Source organism: Kitasatospora sp. NPDC004799, assembly GCF_040609095.1.
In the GTDB taxonomy this organism is placed as follows: domain Bacteria; phylum Actinomycetota; class Actinomycetes; order Streptomycetales; family Streptomycetaceae; genus Kitasatospora.
This window is the reverse complement of sequence record NZ_JBEXJK010000087.1, coordinates 1-24714: the sequence shown is the minus strand read 5'-3', so window position 1 is coordinate 24714 and position 24714 is coordinate 1. Positions and strand designations below refer to the sequence as shown.

At 73.1% G+C, this 24714-nt stretch carries 24 protein-coding genes and 1 pseudogene; 15 read left to right on the top strand and 10 right to left on the bottom strand.

The window, feature by feature from the left end:
- Positions 1–237 precede the first annotated feature (237 nt).
- From ABZW03_RS14165 to ABZW03_RS14155, 3 genes are all read left to right on the top strand, one after another.
- Positions 238–1521, top strand: coding sequence for a glycosyltransferase family 39 protein (locus ABZW03_RS14165; RefSeq protein ID WP_355256547.1), 1284 nt, complete (start codon positions 238–240; stop codon positions 1519–1521).
- A 63-nt stretch (positions 1522–1584) separates the two neighbouring features.
- The gene (locus tag ABZW03_RS14160) at positions 1585–2076 is read left to right on the top strand and encodes a MarR family winged helix-turn-helix transcriptional regulator (protein ID WP_355256544.1); all 492 of its coding nucleotides are present in this window, start codon (positions 1585–1587) and stop codon (positions 2074–2076) included.
- Between the two features lie 119 nt (positions 2077–2195).
- Entirely contained in the window at positions 2196–3650 is a 1455-nt protein-coding gene (locus ABZW03_RS14155; protein ID WP_355256541.1) for an MFS transporter, read from the top strand.
- Positions 3651–3707: 57 nt separating this feature from the next.
- On the opposite strand, the gene ABZW03_RS14150 is transcribed toward ABZW03_RS14155, so the two are convergent.
- A complete protein-coding gene (locus ABZW03_RS14150; RefSeq protein WP_183107029.1) occupies positions 3708–4196 on the bottom strand; it encodes a hypothetical protein in 489 nt (162 codons plus the stop codon).
- 459 nt (positions 4197–4655) lie between these two features.
- Between ABZW03_RS14150 and hemL the strand changes: the two genes are divergently transcribed.
- The 7 genes from hemL (at position 4656) to ABZW03_RS14115 (ending at position 11727) form a co-directional block, all read left to right on the top strand.
- On the top strand, positions 4656–5984 hold the full coding sequence (gene hemL, locus ABZW03_RS14145) for a glutamate-1-semialdehyde 2,1-aminomutase (RefSeq protein ID WP_355256538.1): 1329 nt from the start codon (positions 4656–4658) through the stop codon (positions 5982–5984).
- Between the two features lie 90 nt (positions 5985–6074).
- Complete coding sequence (locus tag ABZW03_RS14140; protein WP_355256550.1) at positions 6075–6725, top strand: histidine phosphatase family protein; 651 nt, start codon at positions 6075–6077, stop codon at positions 6723–6725.
- A gap of 143 nt (positions 6726–6868) precedes the next feature.
- Positions 6869–7486 carry a TlpA disulfide reductase family protein gene (locus tag ABZW03_RS14135; protein ID WP_355256535.1) on the top strand — a complete coding sequence of 206 codons (618 nt, stop codon included), beginning with the start codon at positions 6869–6871 and terminating at the stop codon, positions 7484–7486.
- Entirely contained in the window at positions 7483–8256 is a 774-nt protein-coding gene (locus ABZW03_RS14130; RefSeq protein ID WP_355256532.1) for a cytochrome c biogenesis protein CcdA, read from the top strand. Before ABZW03_RS14135 ends, ABZW03_RS14130 begins: the two co-directional genes overlap by 4 nt.
- 2 nt (positions 8257–8258) lie before the next feature.
- A complete protein-coding gene (locus ABZW03_RS14125) occupies positions 8259–10070 on the top strand; it encodes a cytochrome c biogenesis protein ResB (RefSeq protein ID WP_355256529.1) in 1812 nt (603 codons plus the stop codon).
- Between the two features lie 3 nt (positions 10071–10073).
- Positions 10074–11201: a c-type cytochrome biogenesis protein CcsB gene (gene ccsB, locus ABZW03_RS14120; protein WP_355256526.1), complete on the top strand. Its 1128-nt coding sequence runs from the start codon at positions 10074–10076 to the stop codon at positions 11199–11201.
- A gap of 139 nt (positions 11202–11340) precedes the next feature.
- Complete coding sequence (locus ABZW03_RS14115; protein WP_355256523.1) at positions 11341–11727, top strand: hypothetical protein; 387 nt, start codon at positions 11341–11343, stop codon at positions 11725–11727.
- A gap of 5 nt (positions 11728–11732) precedes the next feature.
- On the opposite strand, the gene ABZW03_RS14110 is transcribed toward ABZW03_RS14115, so the two are convergent.
- A complete protein-coding gene (locus tag ABZW03_RS14110) occupies positions 11733–12866 on the bottom strand; it encodes a ScbA/BarX family gamma-butyrolactone biosynthesis protein (protein WP_355256520.1) in 1134 nt (377 codons plus the stop codon).
- Between the two features lie 346 nt (positions 12867–13212).
- Between ABZW03_RS14110 and ABZW03_RS14105 the strand changes: the two genes are divergently transcribed.
- Positions 13213–13863 carry a ScbR family autoregulator-binding transcription factor gene (locus ABZW03_RS14105; protein WP_355256517.1) on the top strand — a complete coding sequence of 217 codons (651 nt, stop codon included), beginning with the start codon at positions 13213–13215 and terminating at the stop codon, positions 13861–13863.
- Positions 13864–13913: 50 nt separating this feature from the next.
- Here the strand turns inward: ABZW03_RS14105 and ABZW03_RS14100 are convergent, their stop codons facing one another.
- The 4 genes from ABZW03_RS14100 to ABZW03_RS14085 all read right to left on the bottom strand — a co-directional run bounded on the left by ABZW03_RS14100 (position 13914) and on the right by ABZW03_RS14085 (position 17526).
- Entirely contained in the window at positions 13914–14525 is a 612-nt protein-coding gene (locus ABZW03_RS14100; protein WP_355256514.1) for a ScbR family autoregulator-binding transcription factor, read from the bottom strand.
- A 220-nt stretch (positions 14526–14745) separates the two neighbouring features.
- Positions 14746–14955 carry an acyl-CoA carboxylase epsilon subunit gene (locus ABZW03_RS14095; protein ID WP_355256511.1) on the bottom strand — a complete coding sequence of 70 codons (210 nt, stop codon included), beginning with the start codon at positions 14953–14955 and terminating at the stop codon, positions 14746–14748.
- A 91-nt stretch (positions 14956–15046) separates the two neighbouring features.
- Positions 15047–16648, bottom strand: coding sequence for an acyl-CoA carboxylase subunit beta (locus ABZW03_RS14090; protein ID WP_355256508.1), 1602 nt, complete (start codon positions 16646–16648; stop codon positions 15047–15049).
- Positions 16649–17100: 452 nt separating this feature from the next.
- Complete coding sequence (locus ABZW03_RS14085) at positions 17101–17526, bottom strand: PLD nuclease N-terminal domain-containing protein (protein ID WP_355256505.1); 426 nt, start codon at positions 17524–17526, stop codon at positions 17101–17103.
- 89 nt (positions 17527–17615) lie between these two features.
- On the opposite strand from ABZW03_RS14085, the gene ABZW03_RS14080 reads away from it, so the two are divergent.
- From ABZW03_RS14080 to ABZW03_RS14070, 3 genes are read left to right on the top strand one after another with little or no spacing between them, the layout of a single operon-like run.
- Positions 17616–19073 (top strand): menaquinone biosynthesis decarboxylase, encoded by a 1458-nt coding sequence (locus tag ABZW03_RS14080; RefSeq protein ID WP_355256502.1) that lies wholly within the window; start codon positions 17616–17618, stop codon positions 19071–19073.
- Entirely contained in the window at positions 19070–19999 is a 930-nt protein-coding gene (gene mqnP, locus ABZW03_RS14075; RefSeq protein ID WP_355256500.1) for a menaquinone biosynthesis prenyltransferase MqnP, read from the top strand. Before ABZW03_RS14080 ends, mqnP begins: the two co-directional genes overlap by 4 nt.
- Positions 20000–20004: 5 nt before the next feature.
- A complete protein-coding gene (locus ABZW03_RS14070) occupies positions 20005–20484 on the top strand; it encodes a diadenosine tetraphosphate hydrolase (RefSeq protein ID WP_355256497.1) in 480 nt (159 codons plus the stop codon).
- Between the two features lie 80 nt (positions 20485–20564).
- On the opposite strand, the gene ABZW03_RS14065 is transcribed toward ABZW03_RS14070, so the two are convergent.
- Both ABZW03_RS14065 and ABZW03_RS14060 read right to left on the bottom strand, forming a co-directional pair.
- On the bottom strand, positions 20565–21320 hold the full coding sequence (locus ABZW03_RS14065) for an alpha/beta hydrolase (RefSeq protein ID WP_355256494.1): 756 nt from the start codon (positions 21318–21320) through the stop codon (positions 20565–20567).
- A gap of 75 nt (positions 21321–21395) precedes the next feature.
- Complete coding sequence (locus ABZW03_RS14060; protein ID WP_355256491.1) at positions 21396–22619, bottom strand: FAD-dependent oxidoreductase; 1224 nt, start codon at positions 22617–22619, stop codon at positions 21396–21398.
- Positions 22620–22720: 101 nt separating this feature from the next.
- Here ABZW03_RS14060 and ABZW03_RS14055 point away from each other — a divergent pair, with 101 nt between their 5' ends.
- Complete coding sequence (locus ABZW03_RS14055; protein ID WP_355256488.1) at positions 22721–23500, top strand: TetR/AcrR family transcriptional regulator; 780 nt, start codon at positions 22721–22723, stop codon at positions 23498–23500.
- A 153-nt stretch (positions 23501–23653) separates the two neighbouring features.
- Here the strand turns inward: ABZW03_RS14055 and ABZW03_RS14050 are convergent, their stop codons facing one another.
- Together ABZW03_RS14050 and ABZW03_RS14045 are read right to left on the bottom strand one after the other, a co-directional pair.
- On the bottom strand, positions 23654–24370 hold the full coding sequence (locus ABZW03_RS14050; RefSeq protein ID WP_355256485.1) for an MOSC N-terminal beta barrel domain-containing protein: 717 nt from the start codon (positions 24368–24370) through the stop codon (positions 23654–23656).
- Between the two features lie 100 nt (positions 24371–24470).
- A pseudogene (locus ABZW03_RS14045) lies at positions 24471–24714 on the bottom strand (cyclase family protein); the annotation flags it as partial.

Here is a 24714-nt window from a genome sequence, read left to right as displayed (position 1 = left end):
CTCCTACCCCCCACCCCTCTCCGCCTCCCCACCCCGCCCGGATCTCCCTTGTTTTTGGCCCCACCCCCCCCCCCCCCGCCCCCGCCGCCCCCCCCCCCCGGCCCCCCACGGCCGTGTGCGGGCCCGGCCGGTCGGGCACCTGCGACCGTCCGTTCGGGGGCGTGCCGTAGGCTCTCCGGAACATCGTTGCGCCGGAGCCGCGCGGACCACGAGCGGGGCGGGGAGTACCCAGACCAGATGAGCACGGCATCGAGCACCGAGTCGTCCAGCACCCAGCCCGGAGCCCCCGGGCCGGCGGCGCCGGCGGAGACCCCCGAGGAGCGGACGGGCCGCGCGCCCGGGCGGTTCGGGGCGCTGGTGGACCGCTTCGCGCCCGCGCTCGGCGCGTACGCGGTGGTCAAGGCCATCGGCATGACCGTCTTCCTGCTGCTGCTCTCGCACACCGGCGACTACCTGAAGAAGCAGCCGGGCCGCGGCGGCGGCGCCAACGCCTGGGACGTGCTGGGCACCTGGGACGGCGTCTGGTACCAGCGGATCGCCGAGAACGGGTACAACCCGCAGCTGATCCCGCTGCACGGCTTCCCGCTGGCCAGCTACTACGAGAACTCGGCCGCCTTCTTCCCGCTCTACCCCTGGCTGATGCGGCTGGTCGGCGCGGTCACCGGGCTCGGCCCGTACGGCTCCGGGATCGTCGTCTCGGTGCTCGCCTCGCTGGTCGCCGCGGCCGGGATCTTCGCGGTGGCCGAGCGGCTCGGCGGCTTCCGGGCGGGCGTGATCGCCGCGGTGCTCTGGGGGCTGTTCCCGGGCTCCGGCGTGGAGTGGGCGGTCTACTCGGACTCGCTGTTCGTCGCGCTGTCCGCCTGGGCCTGCTACTGCGTGATGACCCGCCGCTGGCTCGCGGCCGGCCTGCTGGCGCTGGTGGCGGGCCTCAACCGGCCGACCGCCGCCGCGCTGATCGCCGCCGTCTCGATCGCCGCGCTGGTCGCGCTGGTCCGCCGCACCGACGGGGTGGCCCGCCCGCTGACCGCGATGCTGATCACCCCCTGGGGCCTGATCGGCTACATCGCCTGGGTCGGCTGGAAGATGGGCGACTGGGGCGGCTACTTCAAGCTCCAGCAGGGCGCCTGGAACCGCTACTTCGACGGCGGCGCCTCCACCCTGCGCACGATCATGGACGTGATCACCGGGCACTGGGACTTCTGGCAGTCCAACCCCGTCCCGGACCTGATCGCGATCGCCCTGCTGATCGCCCTGCCCGGGCTGCTGGTGCTGCTCTGGCGCACCCGGCCGCCGCTGGTGCTCTGGGTCTACACCGCGCTCACCATCTTCACCGCGCTGAGCAGCAACCAGATCTTCGGCAACATCTCGCGCTACCTGCTGCCCGCCTTCCCGCTCTGCATCGGCCTGGCGGTGGCGCTGCGCCGGGTGCGGACCTCCTCGCTGGCCGGGCTGCTGGCGATGCCGGTCCTGGCGGCCGGCTGGTACGCGGGGTATGCGCTGTTCGAGTTGGGCATCCCGTAGACCCGGCGTTGGTTGGCAACGGGATCATCCGGCAGCAGACGGGCCGTTGCTAACCTCGGACACATGACGACGACCCCGCCGCCCGTGCGCCAGATCCGCGACATCTCCGGGCTGATGGACCACGCGAGCCACGTGCTGGCCACCCGGATGGCGGCCGCCTTCACCGAGCTCGGGATCACCCCGCGCGCCTACTGCGTGCTGTTCCACGCCCAGGAGGCCGAGCGCACCCAGATCCAGCTGGCCGAGCTGTCGGACCTGGACAAGACGACCATGGTGGTCACCGTCGACGAGTTGGAGAAGGCGGGCCTGGCCGAGCGCCGCCCGTCCGCGACCGACCGGCGGGCCCGGATCGTCTCGGTCACCGAGGCGGGCGAGCGGGCCGTGGTGCAGGGCACCGCGATCGCCGACCGGGTGCACCGCGAGCTGCTGGAGTCGCTGCCGCAGCCGGAGCGCGAGGTGTTCGTCTCGGCCCTGACGCACCTGGTGGAGGGCCACCTCGCGGAGCCGGTCGAGGTCGAGCGCACCGTCCGCCGCGCGCGCCGCTCCCGGGGGTAGCCGCCGGCCGGGAAGCCGCCCGAAGCCACCCCGAGGAAGCTGCCCCCGAGATAGATAGTCCCGAACAAAACAATCTGATAGCGTTCCTACCCGGTACTCGACGAACCGGGAGAACCGCCATGACCACGCACGCCCCGGCCGCCACCCGGCCGGCTTCCGCCGCCCCCGCCCCCGCCCCCGCCCGTTCCCGCGCCCTGGCCCTCGCCGTGCTCTGCGCGGGAATGCTGATGATCGTCCTGGACGGCTCGATCGTCACCGTGGCCCTGCCGGCCATCCAGCAGGACCTCGGCTTCTCGCCGTCCGGGCTGACCTGGACCGTCAACGCCTACCTGATCGCCTTCGGCGGCCTGCTCCTGCTGGCCGGCCGGCTCGGCGACCTGATCGGCCGCAAGCGGGTCCTCGTCGCCGGGCTCGCCGTCTTCACCGCCGCCTCGCTGCTCTGCGCCGTCGCCACCAGCCCCGGGCTGCTGATCGGGGCCCGCTTCCTGCAGGGCGTCGGCGGCGCGCTCGCCTCCTCGGTCAGCCTCGGCATGATCGTCACGCTCTTCCCCGAGCCGGGCGAGCGGGGCCGGGCGATCGGCGCGTTCAGCTTCGTCGGCGCGGCCGGCGCCTCCATCGGCCAGGTGCTCGGCGGCGTCCTCACCGAGGCCCTCGACTGGCACTGGATCTTCCTGATCAACCTGCCGCTCGGCCTCGCCGCCGCCCTGCTCGCCGCCCGGGTGCTGGAGCCCGAGCGCGGCCCCGGCCTGCGGGCCGGCGCCGACGTCCTCGGCGCCGCGCTGATCACCGCCGCCCTGATGCTCGGCGTCTACACCATCGTCGGCACCGGCGAGCACGGCTGGGCCTCCGCCCGCACCCTCGGCCTGGGCGCGCTCGCCGTCGCCCTGCTGGCCGCCTTCCTGTGGCACGAGGGCCGGGCCGCCCACCCGCTGCTGCCGCTGCGGATGTTCCGCTCGCGCAGCGTCTCCGGCGCCAACCTCGTCCAGGTCCTGACCATCTCCGGGATGTTCGGCTTCCAGATCCTGGTCGCCCTCTACATGCAGAACGTCCTCGGCTACGGGGCCGCCGCCACCGGCCTCGCGATGCTGCCGGCCGCGGTCGCCATCGGCGCGGTGTCCCTGCTGCTCTCCGCCCGGCTGAGCGCGCGCTTCGGCGAGCGCCGGGTGCTGCTCACCGGCCTCGCCCTGCTGGTCGCCGCGCTCGGCCTGCTGGCCCGGCTGCCCGCCGACGCCGACTACCCCGTGCACCTGCTGCCGACCATGCTGCTGGCCGGTGGCGGCGGCCTGGTGCTCTCCACCCTCGCCGTGCTCGGGATGTCGGGCGCCGGGCCGGCCGACGCGGGCACCGCCTCCGGGCTCTTCAACACCACCCAGCAGGTCGGCGGCGCGCTCGGGGTCGCCGTCCTCACCACCCTCGCCGACGGCCGGGCCGCAGCCCTGACGGCCGCCGGGCAGCCCGCCGCCGAGGCGCTCACGGGCGGCTTCCGGCTCGCCTTCGGGGTGGCCGCCGGCCTGCTGGCGGCGGCCCTGCTGCTCGCCGCCACCGTCCTGCGGCCGACCGGTCGTCAGAACTGACGACCGGTCAACCAGCCCCACCCCGGCCCGCGTTCGGCGGCGTCGGGGCGGAGCGCGTCACGGCCAGACCAGGCAGTACAGCTGGTGCCCGGCGTCGTGCAGCCGGTTCGCGAAGTCCTGCCACTCGTGCAGCATGCTGTAGATCACGAACGCGTCCCGCGGTCCGCGCCGGTCCGGCACGGTGGACCAGATGAAGGCGGCGGCGCCGAGTTCGGTCTCGTCGGCCTTGCGCAGCGGTTCGACGACGTTGTGGGGGAGCTGGACGACGGCGTAGTCGGGGTGCAGCACGACCAGTTCCAGCGGCGGCACCTGGTGCAGCGGGACGCCCTGGATGCCGGTGAGCACCATGGCGCTCATCGTCTCCGGCTTGATCTTGGTGGAGAGGTGGCCGGTGGGGGAGCCGCTGGTCTCCATCAGGTCGCCGAGCCGCCCCAGCGAGCCGAGCTCGCCGGCGTCCAGGCCGAGCCCGCCCGGGCCGAGGGCGGTGGGGACCCTGGCGGCGGTCGCGCGGTCCGGGGCGCCGAAGTACTTGTACGTCACCCCCACGCGTCCCTCACCCCGCCTCTCGCCGCCGCGACGACCACGACCCGTACCCGCTCCCGCTCCCGTACCCCCGCGTGCGGCCTCGGTGGGCCGGCGGGAGCCCCCCGCGGCCTCGTCGTAGCCGTCCTGCGCCTCGGACACTCGGACCATCCTCACCGGAATTCGCCGGAATCGACAGACCCCCGCACACCCGGCGTCCCACCGGACGTGCTCCTTACCCGTCACCTGCGCCGCCGTACCCACTCGCGGGCCTTACCCACGAGCGGCGCACCGCAGTCCTCTCCACACCCCTGCACACAGACCGGAGCGCCTGCGCACTCTGTGTACACAGTCTGACTGGTCCCCGGTCCGGTGCAGTCAGCGGCCCCTGCTGTACGGACAACCGTACAGACAACGGTGCCCGGATCATCGTTCCAGATGATCGGGTCGGACATGCAGAGCGCGAGGACACGATTTGAGACCATGTCTTTTGTGAGCTACCCCTACGAAGCCCCCCAGTCCCAGTCGCTGTTCGACCGCGCCTCCGTGGTGACGCCCGGCGGCGTGAACTCCCCGGTGCGCGCCTTCCGCGCGGTCGGCGGCACGCCGCGCTTCATGGTGTCCGGCACCGGCCCCTACCTCACCGACGCCGACGGCCGCGAGTACGTCGACCTGGTGTGCTCGTGGGGCCCGATGATCCTCGGCCACGCGCACCCCGCGGTGATCGACGCCGTCCAGCGGGCCGTCACCAACGGCACCTCCTTCGGCACCCCCGGCCAGGGCGAGGTCGAGCTGGCCGAGGAGATCGTCGCCCGGGTCGCCCCGGTCGAGCAGGTCCGCCTGGTCTCCTCCGGCACCGAGGCCACCATGTCCGCGATCCGGCTGGCCCGCGGCTTCACCGGCCGGGCGAAGGTGGTCAAGTTCGCCGGCTGCTACCACGGTCACGTGGACGCGCTGCTGGCCGCCGCCGGTTCCGGCGTGGCCACCTTCGGCCTGCCGGACACCCCGGGCGTCACCGGTGCCCAGGCCGGCGACACCATCGTGCTGCCGTACAACGACCTGGCCGCCGTCGAGCGGGCCTTCGCCGCCCACCCGGGCGAGATCGCCTGCGTGATCACCGAGGCCTCGCCCGGCAACATGGGCGTCGTCCCGCCGCTGCCCGGCTTCAACGGCGGCCTGGCCCGGCTCTGCCGGGAGAACGGCGCGCTGTTCATCTCCGACGAGGTGATGACCGGCTTCCGCGTCTCCAAGGCCGGCTGGTACGGCCTGGAGGCGGCGAACGAGGGCTGGGCGCCGGACCTGCTGACCTTCGGCAAGGTCATGGGCGGCGGCTTCCCGGCCGCGGCCTTCGGCGGCCGCGCCGACGTGATGGCCCACCTGGCCCCGGCCGGCCCGGTCTACCAGGCGGGCACCCTGTCCGGGAACCCGATCGCCACCGCGGCCGGCCTGGCCCAGCTGCGCGGCTGCACCGACGAGGTGTACGCGACGGTGGACGAGGTGGCCGCCGAGATCGCCGGCCTGGTCACCGACGCGCTCGCCAAGGAGGGGGTGGCGCACCGGCTGCAGACCGCCGGGAACATGTTCTCGGTGTTCTTCACCGAGGCGCCGGTCACCAACTACGACGAGGCGAAGACCCAGGAGGCGTACCGTTTCACCGCCTTCTTCCACGCGATGCTGGCCGAGGGCGTCTACCTGCCGCCGTCGGCCTTCGAGTCCTGGTTCGTCTCGGCGTCCCACGACGAGCGGGCGATCGAGCGGATCGCCGCCGCCCTGCCGGCCGCCGCGCGCGCCGCTGCCGCCGCCACCGCCTGACCCGACGCCGCCCGACCCGCCGCGGCCCGAACCCGATTCCCCAGGAGCAGTCGAGAAGTGAGCGCCAACGAGATCACCGTCGTCCACGTGATGCGGCACGGCGAGGTGCACAACCCGGAGGGCGTCCTGTACGGGCGGCTGCCGGACTACCACCTGTCCGAGCTGGGCCGGAAGATGGCCGAGCGGGTCGCCGAGGACCTGGCCGACCGGGACATCACCCACGTGGTGGCCTCCCCGCTGGAGCGGGCCCAGGAGACGGCCGCGCCGATCGCCGAGGCGCACGGCCTGGCCGTCGCGGCGGACGAGCGGCTGATCGAGGCGGAGAACGTCTTCGAGGGCAAGACCTTCGGGGTCGGCGACGGCTCGCTGCGCAACCCGGGCTACTGGAAGTACCTCACCAACCCGTTCAAGCCCTCCTGGGGCGAGCCGTACCTCGACCAGGTGGTGCGGATGATGGGGGCGATCGGTGCCGCCCGGGACGCCGCGCGCGGGCACGAGGCGGTCTGCGTCAGCCACCAGCTGCCGATCTGGATCCTCCGCTCCTTCGTCGAGCGCCGCCGGCTCTGGCACGACCCGCGCAACCGGCAGTGCTCGCTGGCCTCGCTGACCAGCTTCACCTTCGACGGCGACCGGATCGTCTCGGTCGGCTACCGCGAGCCGGCCCGCGACCTGCTGCCCGCGCACCTGGTGGGCAAGGGCCGCAAGGGGGACAAGCCGGTGGGCAAGAGCTTCGGCGCCTAGCCCCCCGTAAGCGGTACGTAAGTATGACTTCGGGTCACCTGGCAACGGCCGGGTGGCCCGAAGTCGTCGCAGGTCAGAGGCGGTGCGACGCGCAAGGCAGGACCCCGGCGAACCCGCCCGGAACTCCATGCGAAACTTTTCACATGTCTGCCATGACGCGCCCCCGTCCCCGTGTCGCCGCAGCAGCCGTCGCCACCGTCGCCGCTGCCGCGCTCGCCCTCACCGGCTGCTCCTCCTCGGGCTCGTCGGGCGGCGGCGAGGGCCAGGTCGGCTTCGTCACGGTCAAGGGCACCAACCTGTCGAAGGCGGAGGCGGGCAAGCGCGGCGACGCGCCGGACATCTCCGGGGAGACCCTGGAGGGCACCCCGGCCAAGCTCTCGGACTACCGCGGCAAGGTCGTCGTGCTGAACGTCTGGGGCTCCTGGTGCGGCCCGTGCCGGGCCGAGGCCAAGAGCCTCCAGAACGTCTCGGAGAAGTACAAGGAGCAGGGCGTCCAGTTCCTCGGCATCAACACCCGGGACACCGAGAAGCAGAACGCCGTCCGCTTCGAGCAGGAGCAGGGCGTCACCTACCCGAGCCTCTTCGACCCGGCCGGCACCCAGCTGCTCAAGTTCCCCAAGGGCAGCCTCAACCCGCAGTCCATCCCGACCACCCTGATCGTCGACCGGGACGGCAAGCTGGCCGCCCGCGCCGTCGGCGGCACCACCGAGGACGCGCTGGAGTCGATCCTCCAGCCGGTGGTCGCGGAGCAGAAGCAGTGAGCCTGCCGCAGCAGCTCGCCGACAACACCGGAACGCTCCAGAGCGGAGCGCTGCTGGTGGCCGCGCCGATCGCGCTGGTGGCCGGGCTGGTGTCGTTCTTCTCGCCCTGCGTGCTGCCGCTCGTCCCGGGCTACCTGTCGTACGTGACCGGCTTCTCCGCCGCCGACCTCGCGGACGCGCGCGGCGCGCGGCGCGGCCGGATGCTGCTCGGGGCGACGCTGTTCATCCTCGGCTTCACCGCCGTGTTCGTCTCCGGCGGGGCGCTGTTCGGGCAGTTCGGCGACACCCTCCAGGAGCACAAGCGGGTCATCTCGATCGTGCTCGGGGCGGTGACGGTCGTGATGGGCCTCGCCTTCATGGGCCTGGTGCCCGGGCTGAGCATGCGCGAGATGCGCTCCCACCGGCGTCCGGCGGTCGGCCTGCTCGGCGCCCCGCTGCTCGGCGTGGTCTTCGGCGTCGGCTGGACGCCCTGCATCGGCCCGACCCTGGCGACCGTCCAGAACCTGGCGCTGAACCAGGCCGACGCCGCGCGCGGCGCCATGCTGATGACGTTCTACTGCCTGGGCCTCGGCGTACCGTTCATCGTGGCCGCGCTGGCCTTCCGCCGGGCGCTGGGCGCCTTCGGCTGGGTCAAGCGGCACTACCCGCTCGTCATGAGGATCGGCGGCGGCATGCTCGTCGCGGTCGGTCTGCTGCTCGTCACCGGGATCTGGGACTCGATGCTGAGCCAGCTGCAGTCCTGGACCGCCGACTTCCAGATCGGAATCTGACCGTGAGCAACACCACGACCGAGACCGAGCAGCCCCCGGCACCGGAGGACGGCGCGGCCGAGCGGCTCAGCACCGCCCCGGTCGAGTCCGACGGCCCGACCGGCATAGGGGCGTTCGGCTGGGCGCGCTGGATGTGGCGCCAGCTGACGTCGATGCGGGTCGCCCTGATCCTGCTCTTCCTGCTGTCGCTGGCCGCCATCCCCGGCTCGCTGATCCCGCAGTACCAGAACGGCCAGGGCCAGCTGAAGGTCGAGGCCTGGAAGGCGCGGCACGCCACGGTCGCGCCGGTCTACGAGAAGCTCCAGCTGTTCGACGTCTACAGCTCGGTCTGGTTCTCCGCGATCTACATCCTGCTGTTCGTCTCGCTGGCCGGCTGCATCGTCCCGCGCACCTGGCAGTTCGTCGGTGTGCTGCGCTCCCAGCCGCCGGCCGCGCCGCGCAACCTGACCCGGATGCCGGTGCACGCCGTCTGGCGCACCGAGGCGGACGCCGACCGGGTCAACGCCGCCGCGCACCGGCTGCTGCGCAAGCGCGGCTTCCGCGCCCACCTGTCCGGCGGCGCGGTCGCGGCCGAGAAGGGCTACCTGCGCGAGGTCGGCAACCTGCTGTTCCACCTGTCGCTGTTCGCGCTGCTCGGCGGCTTCGCCTGGGCCAGCCTGGCCTCGGGCACCGGCGGCAAGCTGATGGTCGAGGGCGAGGGCTACTCCAACACCATCACCCAGCTCGACGACTTCAACGGCACCCGGTTCTACGGCAACCAGGACCTCGACCCCTTCTACCTGAAGCTGAACGGCTTCACCTCGAAGTTCCAGACCAAGGGCGACCAGATCGGCGCCGCCCGGCAGTTCACCGCGAACGTCGAGTACTACGCGGGCGGCGACGAGTCGAAGCTCAAGAAGTCGACCATCGAGGTCAACCACCCGCTGGAGATCGGCGGCAGCAAGGTCTACCTGATCGGCCACGGTTACGCGCCGGTCATCAGCGTCAAGAACGGCAAGGGCGACGTCGTCTACCGCGGCGCCGTCCCGTTCCTGCCGCAGGACGGCAACCTGACCTCGACCGGTGTCGTCAAGGTCTCCGACTACGGTCTGGGCCCCGACGGCAACAAGACCCAGCTGGGCTTCTCCGGCTTCTTCCTGCCGACCGCCCCGCTGAGCTTCGAGGGCACCGGCCCGGTCTCGCTCTTCCCCGGCGACGCGGCCCCCGAGCTGGTGCTGAACGCCTTCTCGGGCGACCTCGGCACCGACTCCGGCCTGCCGCAGAACGTCTACCAGCTGAACACCCGCAAGCTCACCCAGCTGGTCCAGGACGGCGAACCGGCCAAGGCCCGGCTCAAGCTCGGCGAGGGCTGGACCCTGCCCGACGGCTACGGCTCGGTGACCTTCGAGGGCTACAAGCAGTGGGCCAGCTTCAACGTCTCGCACCGCCCGGGCAACGCGATCGCCCTGGCCGGCGGGGTGCTGGCGATCCTCGGCCTGATCGGCTCGCTGTTCATCCAGCGCCGCCGGATCTGGGTGCGCGCGGTCGCCCTGCCGGGCGGCGGCACCCAGGTGGAGCTGGCCGGCCTGGCCCGCAGCGAGTCGGCGAAGATCGCCGAGGAGCTGGCGGAGCTCGCGGTCGACCTCCAGGACGACGCCCCGGCCTCCGAGGAGGAGGACGACGCCGCGGCCTCCGAGGAGGACGCTGCCCCGGCCGCCTCCGAGGGCGAGGGCGGCGCCACCGAAACGGACGTACCCGAGGAGACCGGGGTCCCCACCGCCCCGGAAGCGTCCTCGGACCCCGCAGTCCCTGCCGACCAGAAGTCCAAGGAGTAGACGGTGCAACTCGCCTCGGCGGTCGACCCACAGCTGGCCGACCTCTCCAACAAGCTGATCTATTCGGCGATGGTGGTCTACACGCTCGCCATGTTCGCCCACATGATCGAGTGGACCTTCGGCAGCAGGGGCGCCGTCGCCGTCCGCTCGAAGGAGCAGGCCGGCAGCCTCGCCGAGACCGTCGCCACGGCCGAGAAGAAGGCCAAGAAGGTCACCGTCACCGTGGCGGGGGCCGGCGGCGGCACCACCACGCTCACCCGCACCGCGGTCGCGGGCGAGGGCGCGACGGTGGTCACCAGCGGGCGCGGCGCGGACGAGGAGGACGGCCCGGGCGCGGCCGGCACCAACGAGAAGGCCGACCTGGCCGGCCGGATCGCCGTCTCGCTCACCGTGCTCGGCGCCGTGCTGCACGCGGGCGGGATCGTCACCCGCGGCCTCTCGGTCTCCCGCTGGCCGTGGGGCAACATGTACGAGTTCTCCTGCGCCTTCGCCTTCGCGATGACGGCGGCGTACCTGGTGCTGCTGGCCACCCGGAAGAACGTCCGCTGGCTGGGCCTGCCGGTCGTCCTCGCCGGGCTGCTGACCCTCGGCATCGCCACCACGGTGCTCTACACCGACTCCGAGCAGCTCGTCCCGGCGCTGCACTCGCCGTGGCTGGCGATCCACGTCTCCACCGCGATCTTCTGCGGCGGCGCCTTCTACGCGGCGTTCATCGCCACGCTGCTGTACCTCGGCAAGGACTCCTTCGACAAGCGGACGGCGGCCGGCCTCACCACCGGCCCGCTGGGCACCTCGGCCTCGATCTGGCGCCGGCTGCCCGCCGCGTCGACCTTCGACAAGCTGTCGTACCGGATCAACGCCCTGGTCTTCCCGCTGTGGACGTTCACCATCATCGCGGGCGCGATCTGGGCCGAGGCGGCCTGGGGCAAGTACTGGGAGTGGGACCCGAAGGAGACCTGGTCGTTCATCACCTGGGTCGCCTACGCCTGCTACCTGCACGCCCGGGCGACGGCCGGCTGGAAGGGCCGCAAGGCCGCCTACCTGGCGCTGGCGGCGTTCGCCTGCTGGCTCTTCAACTACTACGGCGTGAACATCTTCGTCACCGGAAAGCACTCCTACGCGGGGATCTGACCGGGGCACGACCACCCACCGGCCCGGCTCTCTCCCACAGGCAGCCGGGCCGAGCTGTGACAGGGGTAGTGCGCGCCGGCCGCCGGTCGGTGCGAGAGGGATCTGAGGAGGAAATCGCGCAATGGAGTGCGACGAGGTCATGTTGACCGTCCGAATCACCGCCGCCGAGCGCATGCTGCTCCGCCGGCTCGCCCAGGGACACCGGAGCGACGTGTCCGAGGTGGTGTCCGACGCGCTGCTGGACATCATCCCCACGCTCAGCGCGCCGGGGGACGCCTACCGGCTGCTGGGGGCGCTGGCGGTGCCCGCGCCGTGCGCCCTGACGGTCTGGCTGCCGACCCCGCTGGCCGACCTGCTGGTGCCCGGCGCGGCCCGGATCGCGCAGATCACCGACGTCCGGATCGAGTCGGCCAGCGCCGCGCTGGGCGCCGCGCTGCGGCTCTGGCTGGCCCAGGACCCGGTCCGGCTGGCGACCAACCTCAGCGTGATGCACGCCGGCCGGCCGGCCGCCCTGGTGGCCGCCTGACGGAATCAGCTCGCCAGTGGCAGCCGGGTGCCGCCGAGGCCCGGCGCGGCGGGGCGGCCCTCGTAGGCGTCCCGCCGGGCCGGCACCGTCGGGCCCTCGGCCGGTCCGTCCAGCGGCGCGGTGAGCAGCAGGCACTCGGCCGCCGGCAGGCCGTCCTGGACCAGCTGGACCCGCACCGCCTGCCGTCCGCCCGCCGTGGCCGGCCCGTCGGCCGGTCCGGCGGCCGGTCCGGCGGCCGCTTCGGGGACCGCCCGGACGAAGCAGGGCCGGTCCAGCTCGATGTACCGGTCGAAGGAGGTCACCAGCTCGACCGGGACCACCGGCTCGGGGTGGCGCAGCCGCTGGGCGGCCTGCCGGGCGGCCTCCAGCACCAGCATCCCGGGCACGTGGTCCAGCGCGTGGTCGAACAGCACCGGGTGGGTGGCGTCGGTGCGCAGCAGCCAGGTGTCCGGCGCGAGGGTCGGGCCGAGCACCACGTCGGCGGGCTGCGCGCGGCCGACCAGTTCGGGCGCGGCGGGCGCCGGCGGCCGGGGTGGGACGGTGCGCCGCGCGGGGCCGCGCAGCCGGGCGTACGCGGCGGGGGAGACCACCCGCAGTCGGCCGGTGCCCCGGCCGACCGGCCGGCCGTCCCGGGTGACGTCGACGCACACCCGCAGCGAGACCAGCTCGCCGTGCCGCATCCGGACGTCCTCGCAGCCGACGGCCAGCATCAGCGAGGCGGGGCCGGTGGTGACGGCCAGGACGGGCAGCCCGGGCCCGTCGAGCGCGTAGGAGAGGTCCTCCATCACGAAGTGGTGGCCGCGCGGCACCCCGAATCCGGCGTGGCCGATCAGCAGCCCGGCTTGCCGGATCGTTTCGGCGAGCAGCACCGGGTCGTGGTAGCGGTCCCCGGGCAGCCGGTAGAAGCCGTGCAGCCGGGGCCACTGGGCGCCGAGCAGGAAGTCGTACGGGCCGGTGGCCTGCCAGCCGGTGAGGAACACCTCGGACACCGAGGCGCGGTGCACCAGGTGCCGGGAGACGGTCCGGTCGTGGAAGTCGTAGCCGGTCGCGGGGCCGTCGTGGAATTCGAGGCCGCCACCACTGCCCGGGCCGGGGTGGGCGTACGGGCGGTGCGGGTCCGGCTCTACGATCGATGGCATGACGGGCCCCCGCTTCAGGGTGTCGGTCGAGCGGCCGCCATGGCCGCCCGAGCAAAACATACATACCACCCGGTTTGTCTTTGGCGACTGGGGTCCCCAGCCCGCGCTGTCCGGTCCGGCCACGCTACCTGCCCCGTGGACTGGGGGAATGCCCGTTCGGGAGAGTTCGGACCATCGATGGGGGCCCGTCCCCGCTGGACGGCGGGGACGCGGCAGGCGCTAGATTAGATACCAACCATGCGGTTTCGGAAGGTGCCGTCCGCATGCGAGCGCCGCCCCCGGAGGGGCGTGCCGACAGCAGCCGGGTGGGGCGGGGATCGCGCCCGGCCGAGTCCGGAGGGGGCCAGTGGTCAAGCAGGAACGGGCTGGGCGGACCCGGCAGGCCGTACTGCTCGCCGCCGCGGAGACCTTCGCGCGGGTGGGCTTCGAGGCCGCCAGCCTGGTCGACATCAGCCGCCGGGCCGGGGTGAGCAAGGGCGCCCTCTACTTCCACTTCGTGTCCAAGCAGGCCCTCGCCGACGGGGTGCGCCACGCCTCCGGGCGGGAGGTCGGCTCGGCCGCGCTGCGCGCGCTGCGGGCCGACGGTCCGGCGCTCCAGGGCCTGATCGACTTCTCGCACGAGCTGGCCCGGATGCTGCGCGAGGACGTGGTGGTGCGGGCCGGCGTCCGGCTCGGCCACCCGGGCCGGCGCCGGGACGGCGCCCAGGAGGGGGCGGACGGCTCACCCGGGCCGGCTCCGGTGGACCCGGACGCCGCCTGGCGCAGCCTCACCGCCGTCGTCCACCGGCTGCTGGACCGCGCCGCCGACGCCGGCGAGCTGTGCCCCGGGGTGGACCGGCGGGCCGCCGCCGAGCTGCTCACCGCGGTGGCGGCCGGGCAGGTGCTGCTGGTGGGCGAGGAGGTCGACCGGCCCGGCGCGGAGGCCGTGAGCCGGCTCTGGGCGGCCGCGCTGCCGGCCCTGGTGGCGGCGGAGCGCCGGGCGGGCTACCGGGTCTGATCCCGGTCCGGTCCGGAGGCGCGGGTGGCCTCAGCCGCGCTCGGCGACGCTCAGCCGCGCTCGGCGACGCTCAGCCGGGCGAGCGCGTGCGGCTGGACCAGGCCCGGCAGCAGCAGCGTCCAGAGGTCGGACATCCGCTGGATCAGGTCCTGCCGGCCGGCCAGCACCTGGGAGCTCAGCTGGATGCCGGTGACGGCCCCGGTGATCACCCCGGAGGCCGCGGCCAGGTCCACGCCCGGGTGGAGGTCGCCGGCCTCCTGGGCGCGCTCCAGCAGCTCGCCGACGGTGTCCATCCAGCCCTGGTAGGCCGCGATCTGCGGCTGGGTGAAGCTGCCGTGCTCGATGGTCAGCCGGATGCTGCCGCGCACCAGCGGATCGGTCTGGAGCGCGCGGGCGAAGGCGTACCCGAGGTCGATCAGGTTCTGCACCGGGCTGTCCGAGGCCGGCGCCCAGCCGGAGATCCAGGCGCCCTGGCCCTCGATGACGGCGAGCGCCAGGTCCTCCTTGGAGTGGAAGTGGAAGTACAGCGCGCCCTTGGTGACGCCGGCCCGGTCCAGGATCTCGGACATCGTGGCGGCGGCGTAGCCCCGCTCGTCGAACACCTCGGCCGCCGCGACGAGTACCGCCTGGCGGGTCGCCAGCGCGCGGGCCTGCCTGGCCATCGCAGCCTCCCTGGAAAGTTCTGGTCCCGGCAGCGGCCGATCCTATGGGGGCGGACGGGGCGGCGGACGCATACCGTCCAGTAGGTATCCTACCGAGCCCGCCGCGGACCCTTACGGCCCCGGCCGACCGGGCGGCGGCCCCGCCGGCGCGGCCCCGGGGGACGCCCGACGGCCGGTCACCCGAACGGGGTGACCGGCCGTCGGCGAGGGCCGTGGGCCGTCAGGCCGCCTGCTGCCAGCTGAACGGCGAGTAGTACGCTGGGCGGCGCTCCAGGCGCTGCCAGTTGGCGATCGGCTCCACCGGCGCGGCGGCGGCGGCCTGCTGCGCGGCGGCGGCGCGCGCGGCGAGGACGGCGGTCAGGGCGGCGAGTTCCTCGTCGGTGAGAGTGCCGCGGACGATGCGGACGAGGGGTTCGGCGGAAGCGGTCATGTCCTGGTTTCTCCCCCGGTGGCTGTGGTCTGAGTGGGTGCCCGGTACGGGCCGGTGCGGCTGCCGCGGAGCGCTGCGGCGGGCCGCGCCGCTACATCGGCGGGTTGCCGTGCTTGCGGCTGGGCAGGTCGGCGTGCTTGGTGCGGAGCATGGCGAGCGCGGCGGAGATCACCTGGCGGGTCTCGGCCGGGTCGATGACGTCGTCCACGAGGCCGCGCTCGGCCGCGTAGTACGGGTGCATCAGCTCGCTCTTGTACTCCTTGATCTTCTGGGCGCGCATGGCGTCCGGGTCCTCGGCGGCGTTGATCTCGCGCCGGAAGATGACGTTGGCCGCGCCCTCGGCGCCCATCACGGCGATCTCGTTGGTCGGCCAGGCGTAGGACAGGTCGGCGCCGATCGAGCGCGAGTCCATCACGATGTAGGCGCCGCCGTAGGCCTTGCGCAGGATCAGCGAGATGCGCGGCACGGTGGCGTTGCAGTACGCGTACAGCAGCTTGGCGCCGTGCCGGATGATGCCGCCGTGCTCCTGGTCGACGCCGGGCAGGAAGCCGGGGACGTCGAGCAGGGTGACCAGCGGGATGTTGAAGGCGTCGCACATCTGGACGAAGCGGGCGGCCTTCTCGCTCGCGTTGATGTCCAGCACGCCGGCCAGCGACTGCGGCTGGTTGGCGATGATGCCGACGACGTGGCCGTCGATCCGGGCGAGCACGCAGAGCACGTTGGTGGCCCAGCGCTCGTGGATCTCCAGGTACTCGCCGTGGTCGACGATCTCCTCGATCACCTTGCGCATGTCGTACGGGCGGTTGCCGTCGGCGGGCACCAGGTCCAGCAGGCTGTCGTTGCGCCGCTCGACCGGGTCCTCGCTCATCACGGACGGCGGCATCTCGCGGTTGTTCTGCGGCAGCAGCGACAGGAGGTAGCGGACCTCCTCGATGCAGGACTGCTCGTCGTCGTAGACGAAGTGGGCGACACCGGAGACGCCGGCGTGCACGTCCGCACCGCCGAGGCCGTTCTGGGTGATCTTCTCGCCGGTCACCGCCTGGACCACGTCCGGGCCGGTGATGAACATCTGCGAGGTCTCGCGGACCATGAAGACGAAGTCGGTCAGCGCGGGGGAGTACGCGGCGCCGCCGGCGCACGGGCCGAGCATCACGGAGATCTGCGGGATGACGCCGGAGGCCTTGGTGTTGCGCTGGAAGATGCCGCCGTAGCCGGCCAGGGCGGTGACGCCCTCCTGGATGCGGGCGCCGGCGCCGTCGTTCAGCGAGACCAGCGGGGCGCCGGCCGCGATGGCCATGTCCATGATCTTGTGGATCTTCTGCGCGTGGGCCTCGCCCAGCGCGCCGCCGAAGATCCGGAAGTCGTGCGCGTAGGTGAAGACGGTGCGCCCGTGGACGGTGCCCCAGCCGACGACCACGCCGTCGGTGTGCGGCTTCTTGGCCTCCAGGCCGAAGCCCTGGGCGCGGTGCCGGCGGAGCGGCTCGACCTCCTGGAAGGAGCCCTCGTCCAGCAGCAGCTCGATGCGCTCGCGGGCGGTCAGCTTGCCCTTGGCGTGCTGGGCCTCGGTGGCCTTGTCGCTGGGGCCGCGGCGGACCTTCTCGCGCAGCTCGTGCAGCTCGGCGACCCGCCCACGGGCGTCGGCCGGGACCTCGGGGACCTCGCCGTCGACCGGCGCCTCATGCACAACCGTCATCTCGAACCACTCCAAGGGTGAGGGAACTGTCCGACAGCCAACGTCTGCTGTGCCCCCGGCTGCGAATCACTTTCTTCACTTATGACTGTACGAGGGGCCGTGCGCTGGTTTCGGCGTCGATTCCGTACAAGGTCGAGTTCGTTTAGCTGTCAGGCCTGTACAGAAGCGGTCGGTTCGATCACTGTGCGCTCGGTGTTCATTCGGATACCAGGGGTTGTCGAACAGATGATGGTCCGATGATCTGAGCATAAAGAAAGGTGCAGGTCAGGGCCGTCCTGCTGTACTGCGGGCCGGTTCTCCCGGGTGACGGCCCAGGTCCGCTCCGGCTCGGTCGCCGCTGGTGCGCGGCCCGGCTGAGGAGCGGGGCAGTCGTAGGGAAGCGCCAAAAACGCCGCAGCCCACCCCGCGTGCTGGGGGTGGGCTGTCCGGGCGAGCGTACGGACCGGCTCCGATCAGCTCTTCCTGCCGTCCTCGGGCTCGTCGCGGTCCCGCAGTTCCCGCTCGCGACGGCGCAGGTCGGCCTCCCACTGCTTGAGCATGTCCTCGTGGTCTTTGTCGCTCCTCTTCAACGAGGCGAGGAACTCGGGGTCGTCGTCCGGAGCCAGCGGCCGCCCGCCGCGCGGGGCCGGGCGGCCCGGGCGGTCGTCGGCCGGGTGCCCCGGGTGGGCCGCCCCGGCGGGCGCCGCCCGCAGGAAGCCGCGCCGCTTGCCGGCGATCAGCCAGGCGATCGGGCCCAGCGGCGGGAAGAGCAGCACGATCAGCACCCAGACCACCTTGGGCAGGTGCTTCACCTCGTCCTCGGGCGTGGTCAGGCAGTCCACGAACGCCCAGACCCAGAGCGCGAGCGGAAGGATGATGGTCAGAAGAATCCTCGGCACGGCTGGGATCTCCCCCCGGGCGACGGTGGCGGGCGCCTTCCAGGGGCCCTTGACCGAGCCAGGCTATCGGGTGGCGGATACTGACAGGCATGGCATACGACGATCTCCGCTCGTTTCTCCGGGCCCTCGACCGCGAGGGCGACCTCAAGCGCATCAAGGCGGAGGTGGACCCGCACCTGGAGATCGGCGAGATCGTCGACCGGGTGCAGAAGGCCAAGGGCCCGGCGCTGCTCTTCGAGAACGTCAAGGGCTCGTCGATGCCGCTGGCGATGAACGTCTTCGGCACCGAACGGCGGCTGGCCAAGGCGCTCGGCCTCAAGGGCCCGGACGACATCTCCGAGAAGATCGCCGGCCTGCTCAAGCCGGAGCTGCCGCAGGGCTTCACCGGCTTCCGGGACGCCTTCGGCAAGCTCGCCTCGATGGCGCACGTCCCGCCCCGGCACGTGAAGTCCGGCGACGCCCCGGTGCAGGAGGTCGTGCTCACCGGTGACGACGTCGACCTGGACCGGTTGCCCGCCCTCTTCACCTGGCCGCTGGACGGCGGCTCCTTCTTCAACCTGGGCCTGACCCACACCAAGGACCCGGACACCGGCATCCGCAACCTGGGCCTCTACCGGCTCCAGCGGCACGACCGCCGCACCATCGGCATGCACTGGCAGATCCACAAGGACAGCCGCAACCACTACGCGGTGGCGGCCCGGCGCGGCGAGCGCCTCCCGGTGGCGATCGCCTTCGGCTGCCCGCCGGCCGTCACCTACGCGGCCACCGCGCCGCTGCCCGGGGACATCGACGAGTACCTCTTCGCCGGCTTCATCGCCGGGGAGCGGGTGCGGATGGTCGACTGCAAGACCGTGCCGCTCCAGGTCCCGGCCGACGCGGAGGTCGTGCTGGAGGGCTGGCTGGAGCCCGGCGAGATGCTGCCCGAGGGCCCGTTCGGCGACCACACCGGCTTCTACACCCCGCAGGAGCCGTTCCCGGCGCTGAAGATCGACTGCGTGACGATGCGCCGCCGCCCGATCCTCCAGTCCATCGTGGTCGGCCGCCCGCCGACGGAGGACGGCCCGCTGGGCAAGTTCACCGAGCGGTTCTTCCTGCCGCTGCTGAAGATCATCATCCCGGACATCGTCGACTACGACCTGCCCGAGGCCGGCGGCTTCCACAACTGCGTGATCGTCTCGATCGACAAGAAGTACCCCAAGCACGCCCAGAAGACGATGCACGCGATCTGGGGCGCGCACATGATGTCGCTGACCAAGCTGATCATCGTGGTGGACGCCGACTGCGACGTGCACGACTACCAGGAGGTCGCCTGGCGGGCCTTCGGCAACGTGGACTACAGCCGGGACCTCACCGTGGTCGAGGGCCCGGTGGACCACCTGGACCACGCCTCGTACCAGCAGTTCTGGGGCGGCAAGGCCGGCATCGACGCGACCCGCAAGCTGCCCGAGGAGGGGTACACCCGGGACGGCGGCTGGCCCGAGATGGTCTCCTCCGACCCGGCCACGGCCGCGCTGGTCACCCGGCGCTGGAAGGAATACGGACTGTGAGCACCGGAGTCGGTACGCTCGGTAGTGGAGGTCAGGGCGAATCTCCCCGCACTCGTGGGGGTGTGTCGGCCTTCCTGCGCCTGGTGATGATCGAGCACTCGATCTTCGCCCTGCCCTTCGCGTACATCGCCGCGCTGACGGCCATGTTCCTCGCCGACCGGCGGGTGCACTGGGGCGAGCTGTTCGTCGTCACCGTCTGCATGGTCGGGCTGCGCACCTTCGCGATGGCGGCCAACCGGATCATCGACCGCGAGATCGACGCCCGGAACCCGCGCACCGCCACCCGCGAACTGGTCACCGGCGCGGTGTCGTTGAAGACCGCGTACGTCGGCTCCGCCGTCGCCCTGGTGGTCTTCCTCGGCGCGGCCGCGATGCTCAACCCGCTCTGCCTGGCGCTCGCGCCGGTCGCGGTGGTGCCGATGGTGGTCTACCCGTACGGCAAGCGGTTCACGAACTTCCCGCAGGCGATCCTGGGCCTGGCCCAGGCGATGGGGCCGGTCGGCGCCTGGCTCGCGGTGACGGGCCGCTGGTCCTGGGACGCGGTCGTGCTGGGGGTGGCGGTCGGCATCTGGATCGGCGGCTTCGACCTGATCTACGCCTGCCAGGACGTCGAGTCCGACCGCGAGCACGGCGTGCGCTCGGTGCCCGCGCGGTACGGTGTGCCGGCGGCCGTCCGGGGCGCCCGGGTGTGCCACGTCCTCACGACGCTCCTGCTCGGCTGGTTCGCCGTCCGCACGGACGCCGGAGCGGCGTTCTGGATCGGCCTGGCGGTCGTCGCGGGCGCCTTCGTGTACGAGCACACCATCGTGAAGCCGAACGACCTCTCCAAGCTCAACCGGGCCTTCTTCCAGACCAACAGCTTCGTGGGCATCTCGCTGTTCTTCTTCGCCCTCGTGGACCTGGTCATCCGCGGTCTCGGCATCTGACCCGCGTGGCGGCGAACTGGCGCGGCGACCGCATCGGCAGCGCGCTGCGGGGTGAGAACCCCACCGTGCTGCGGAGGTTGGACGCCGGCTTCGCCGTCATCGGGGACGTCCAGTTCCTGCCCGGCTACTCGGTCCTGCTGACCGACGCGCCGGGCGTGGAACGCCTCGGCGACCTGCCCCGCCCGCGCCGGCTGGCGTACCTCTCCGACCTCGACCGCCTCGGCGAGGCCGTCGAACGCGCCTGCCGGGCGGCCGATCCGGCCTTCCGCCGGGTCAACCTCGAAATCCTGGGCAACCGGGACCCGTTCCTGCACGCCCACGTCTGGCCCCGCTACGACTGGGAGCCCGCCCACCTCGTCCAGCGCCCGGTCTGGCTCTACCCGCCCACCCACTGGCAGGACCCGCGGTACGCCCTCGGCCCCGCCCACGACGCCCTCCGCGCCGCCCTCACGGCCGAACTCGCCGGGGACACCCACGCGGGCTGACCCCCCGGAGCCCGCCGCCCCGGAACCGGCCGTGCCGCCGCACGGGTAGTCGGACGGGCCGACTTCCCGTGCGGGCGGGGTCAGTTGTGCAGGAAGGCCTCCAGGGACACCGCCAGGGCCACCGGGGTCTCGTACATCGGGTAGTGCCCGCTGCCGGGGAGCTCCTCCAGTTCGGCGTTGGGGTAGTGGCTGAGGAAGGTGCCGCGCATCACCTCGGCGGTGAGGGCGAGGTCGTGCTCGCCGACGATCACCTTGACCGGCACCGGGTTGCCGCTGATCCGGCGCTCCAGGTCGGCCGTCGCCCAGTCGCGGACGTAGCCGCCGAAGGCCTCGGCGGTGGACAGCCGCAGCGACTGGTCGACCATGCGGTCGAGCCAGACCCGGCCGGCCCGGCGGCCGGTGACCAGGTCCAGGATGGCGAGGCGCTTCTCCCGGTCCTCGGCGGCGCCGTAGAACAGCGCCTCCCCCGCCTCGTCCAGCGGGTACGCCCCGGCCGGCACCGGGGCCAGGCCGACCAGCTTGCGCACCCGCGGCGGCGCCTCGGCGAGCACCTGCTGGGCCGCCTTGCCGCCCATCGAGTGGCCGACGAGCGAGAAGCGGTCCCAGCCGAGCTGGTCCGCCAGGGCGAGCGCGTCGGAGGCGATCTCGGCGAGCGTGTGCGCGCCGGGGACGTCCTTGCGCTGCCCGTAGCCGCGGTAGTCGAGGAAGGCGTAGGTGAACGCGCCGCCGTCGAGGTAGTCGAGGAACGGGCCCCAGCCCGCGCTGGTGCCGAACCAGTCGTGCAGGACCAGGACGTGGTGGTCGCCGGTGCCGATCGAGCGGTGAGGGATCGTCATGCCAACGGTCGTTCCCCGCGATCCGCCCGCCCGAACGGACGGTTCGCGGGCATCCGGCGGAGTGCGGACGACGGCTCAGTCCGCGCGCCGGGCGAAGGCCGGGGCGTGCTCGGGGAGCGGACCGAAGGCGATCAGCCGGGAGAGCAGCAGCGGGAAGCCGGGGACGTACCGGGCGAGCCGCACCAGCCGGGTGGGCGGGCCGGACTGCCGGCCGGTGAGGACCGGCTCGAACATCAGGTGGTGCAGGGCCTGCTGCACCCCCTGCATGACCACGGTCGGCCGCCACCGGCGGTGCTGGACCCGGGCCAGGGCCGCCACGGTCGGGCGCCCGCGCCGCAGCGGTTCGGCGAGCAGGGCGGCGGCCGCGACGGCGTCCTGGACGGCCAGGTTGATGCCCACCCCGCCGGCCGGGGACATCGCGTGGGCGGCGTCGCCGATCAGCAGCAGCCCGTCGGCGTACCAGCGGTGCAGCCGGTTCAGCCGGACGTCGAGCAGGTGCACGTCGTCCAGGCCGGCCAGCTGGTCGACCCGGTCGGCGTACTGGGGCAGCAGGTCGGCGATCCGCTCGCGGAACCGCTCGACGCCCTCGGCGCGCAGCTGCGGGTCGGCGCCCTTGGCGCGGAAGTAGGCGACCTGGAAGTAGTCGCTCCGGGCGAAGCTCAGCGCCAGGTCGCCGTGCCCGAAGCCGGGGACGAGGCTGGGCGGCAGGGCCTGCTCGTGGGGGTGCCGGGGCAGCCGGAACCACCAGACGTCGAAGGGCACCGGGAACTCCTCGGGCGTCAGCTCGGCCGCCCGGCGCAGGGTCGAGTGCCGGCCGTCGGCGGCGACGGTGAGGTCGGCGCGCAGCTCGCCCTCCGCGCCGTCCCGGGTGCGGTACCGGACGCCGGCCACCCGCCCGCCGTCCCGGAGCAGGCCGGTCGCCTCGGTGTTCATCCGCAGGGTGAAGGCCGGCTCCCGCCGGGCCTCCGTGACCAGGAAGTTCAGCAGATCCCACTGCGGGATCATGGCGATGTAGTTGTACGGGGGCCGCAGCCGCCCGTAGGCGCTCAGCGCGACGGGGCCGGTGCCGGGCACCCGGACGACCAGGTCGCCGAGGCGGCTCTGCGGCAGGGCGGCGAACTTCCGGCCGAGGCCGAGCTCGTCCATCAGCCGCACGGTGGAGGCGTGGACGGTGTCGCCGCGGAAGTCGCGCAGGAAGTCCCCGTGCTTCTCCAGCACGGTCACCTCGACGCCGGCGCGCGCCAGCATCAGGCCCAGCATCATTCCGGCCGGCCCGCCCCCGGAGATCACGACGCTCATGGCTCTCCCCTTTCAGTGCTCGATCGATCACTGTCCGTGTGGAACCTGCATATACAGAGTCTCTGGAACCATCTCAGGTGTCAAGCAGTACGATGCTCCACATGAAGGACCTGGTGGCGGCCGCCCTCGTGGCGGCGAAGGAGCGGGGCCGGGACGTCGCCGACGTCCCGCTGACGGCGATCGCCGCGACGGCCGGGATCTCCCGCAGCACGCTGCTGCGCCGGCTCGGCGGCTCCCGGGCGGCGCTGGACGAGGCGGTCCGGCGGGCGGGCGTCGACCCGGGCGGGCGGCCGCCGGTGCGCGAGCGCGCGATCGAGGCGGCGGCCCGGCTGGTGGCCGAACGCGGCCTGGCCGGGGTCACCCTGGACGCGGTGGCGGTCCGGGCCGACTGCTCGCTGCCCAGCCTGCACACCGTCTTCGAGGGGCGGGACGGCCTGCTCGCCGCCGTCTTCGAGCGGTACTCCGCGCTGCCCGGCCTGGAGGCCCTCGCGGCCGACCCGCCGGAGCGGTTGGAGGACACCGTCCGGGCGCTCCACGCCGCCTTCGTCGCGGCCTTCGTGGACGAGCCGCGGATCGTCCCGGCGGTCTTCGCCGACCTGCTCGGCCGGCCGGACGGCCCCGCCTCCCGGCTGATGACCGCCAACCTGCCGCGGCTGCTCGACGGCTTCGACCGGCTGCTGCTGCCGCACGTGCGGGCCGGCCGGCTGCGACCGCTGCCCACCGCGCTGCTGGCCCAGCTGCTGATCGGCCCGCTGCTCAACCACGTCCTGATGCGGCCGGTGCTGGAGCCCGTCCTGGGTGCCGGGCTGCCCTCGATGGACGAGGCCGTCGAGATCTTCGCCGAGGCCTACCTGCGGGCGGTGGCCGTCCCGGCGGCGTAGGCGGCGGAATCCGGGGGTGGCGTCGCCGCGCCCCGAGGGGGGCCGTGATCGGCAAGCCGCCGTGCACGGTCCGCGGCCACGATGGCTGGGCCGGCCGTCAAGTCTCCTACATCATAGGTGGCATGACGGCCAATCAGTGATCCGCGAGCGGCGTCAGTCCAGGACCAGCCGGTCGCCGACCCGCAGCCGGCCGGGGGCGGCGACCTCGGCGAGGGCGTCGAGCCGGCCGTCGTGGGCGTGCACCACGGCCTTGAGGATCTCGGGCGCGTGCGGCAGCCCGGGCTGCGGGGCGCCGGTCATCGCGCAGCGCTCGCTGGAGGCGACGAAGGAGAGCCGGGCGCTGCCCGGGGCCTCGCCGGAGGCCCGGCGGCCGAGCCAGGCGTCCTCGACGAACGGCGGGGTGCCGGGCGGGGTGCGCAGCACGATGTTGGGGCGGAACCGGCGCTCGTCGATCACGGCGAACGGGACGGCCTCGCGGACCCAGTCCAGGGTGGCGGTGCTGAGCACGCTGACCGGCAGCTGGTCGAAGTGCGATACGGCGTCCTCGCGGGCGAGTTCGACGTCCTCGCGCTGGAGGTAGGCGCGCAGGAAGGCGTCCGGCCGGTCGACCGGGCGGCCGAGCGGGTCGAACAGCTCGGGCCCGTCGATCCGGTGGCCGAGCCGGGCGGAGAGGCGGAGCAGGCCGTCCATCCGGCGGAAGCGGCGGGTGCTCTTGCCCGAGCCGAGCTTCCCGGCCGCGTCGCGGACGGCGTAGAGGCGGTCGCCGGCCAGGCCGCGCTCGTCCACCTCGACGGAGTCGAGCCGCTCGCCGCCGGTGGATTTCACGGGGTAGCGCCAGAGTCGCTCGATCACTCCGATGATCTCAGCCATGGCCGGAAAGCGTACTGGCGTTGACGGGGGATGGTCTAGACCAAGTGCCGGAGGTGCGCCGTCCGTTCACCCCGGCCGTCCGTTCACCCCGGCCGTCCGCTCACCCCAGCCGGGCCACCGCCCGCACCGGCGCGCCGTCCGCCGCGACCAGCCGCAGCGGGAACAGCGACACCTCCACCGCCAGGCCGGCCTCCTGGGCGACCAGCAGCGGCCGCAGGTCGGTCAGGTTCTCGGCGATCACCCCGCCGCCGGGCGCCCCCAGCAGCACCCGGTGGGCGGCGAGCGTGGGCTCGTCGGCGGCGTCCGGGTCGTGCTCGTCGGTGAGGTCGGCGAGCAGCGCGGCC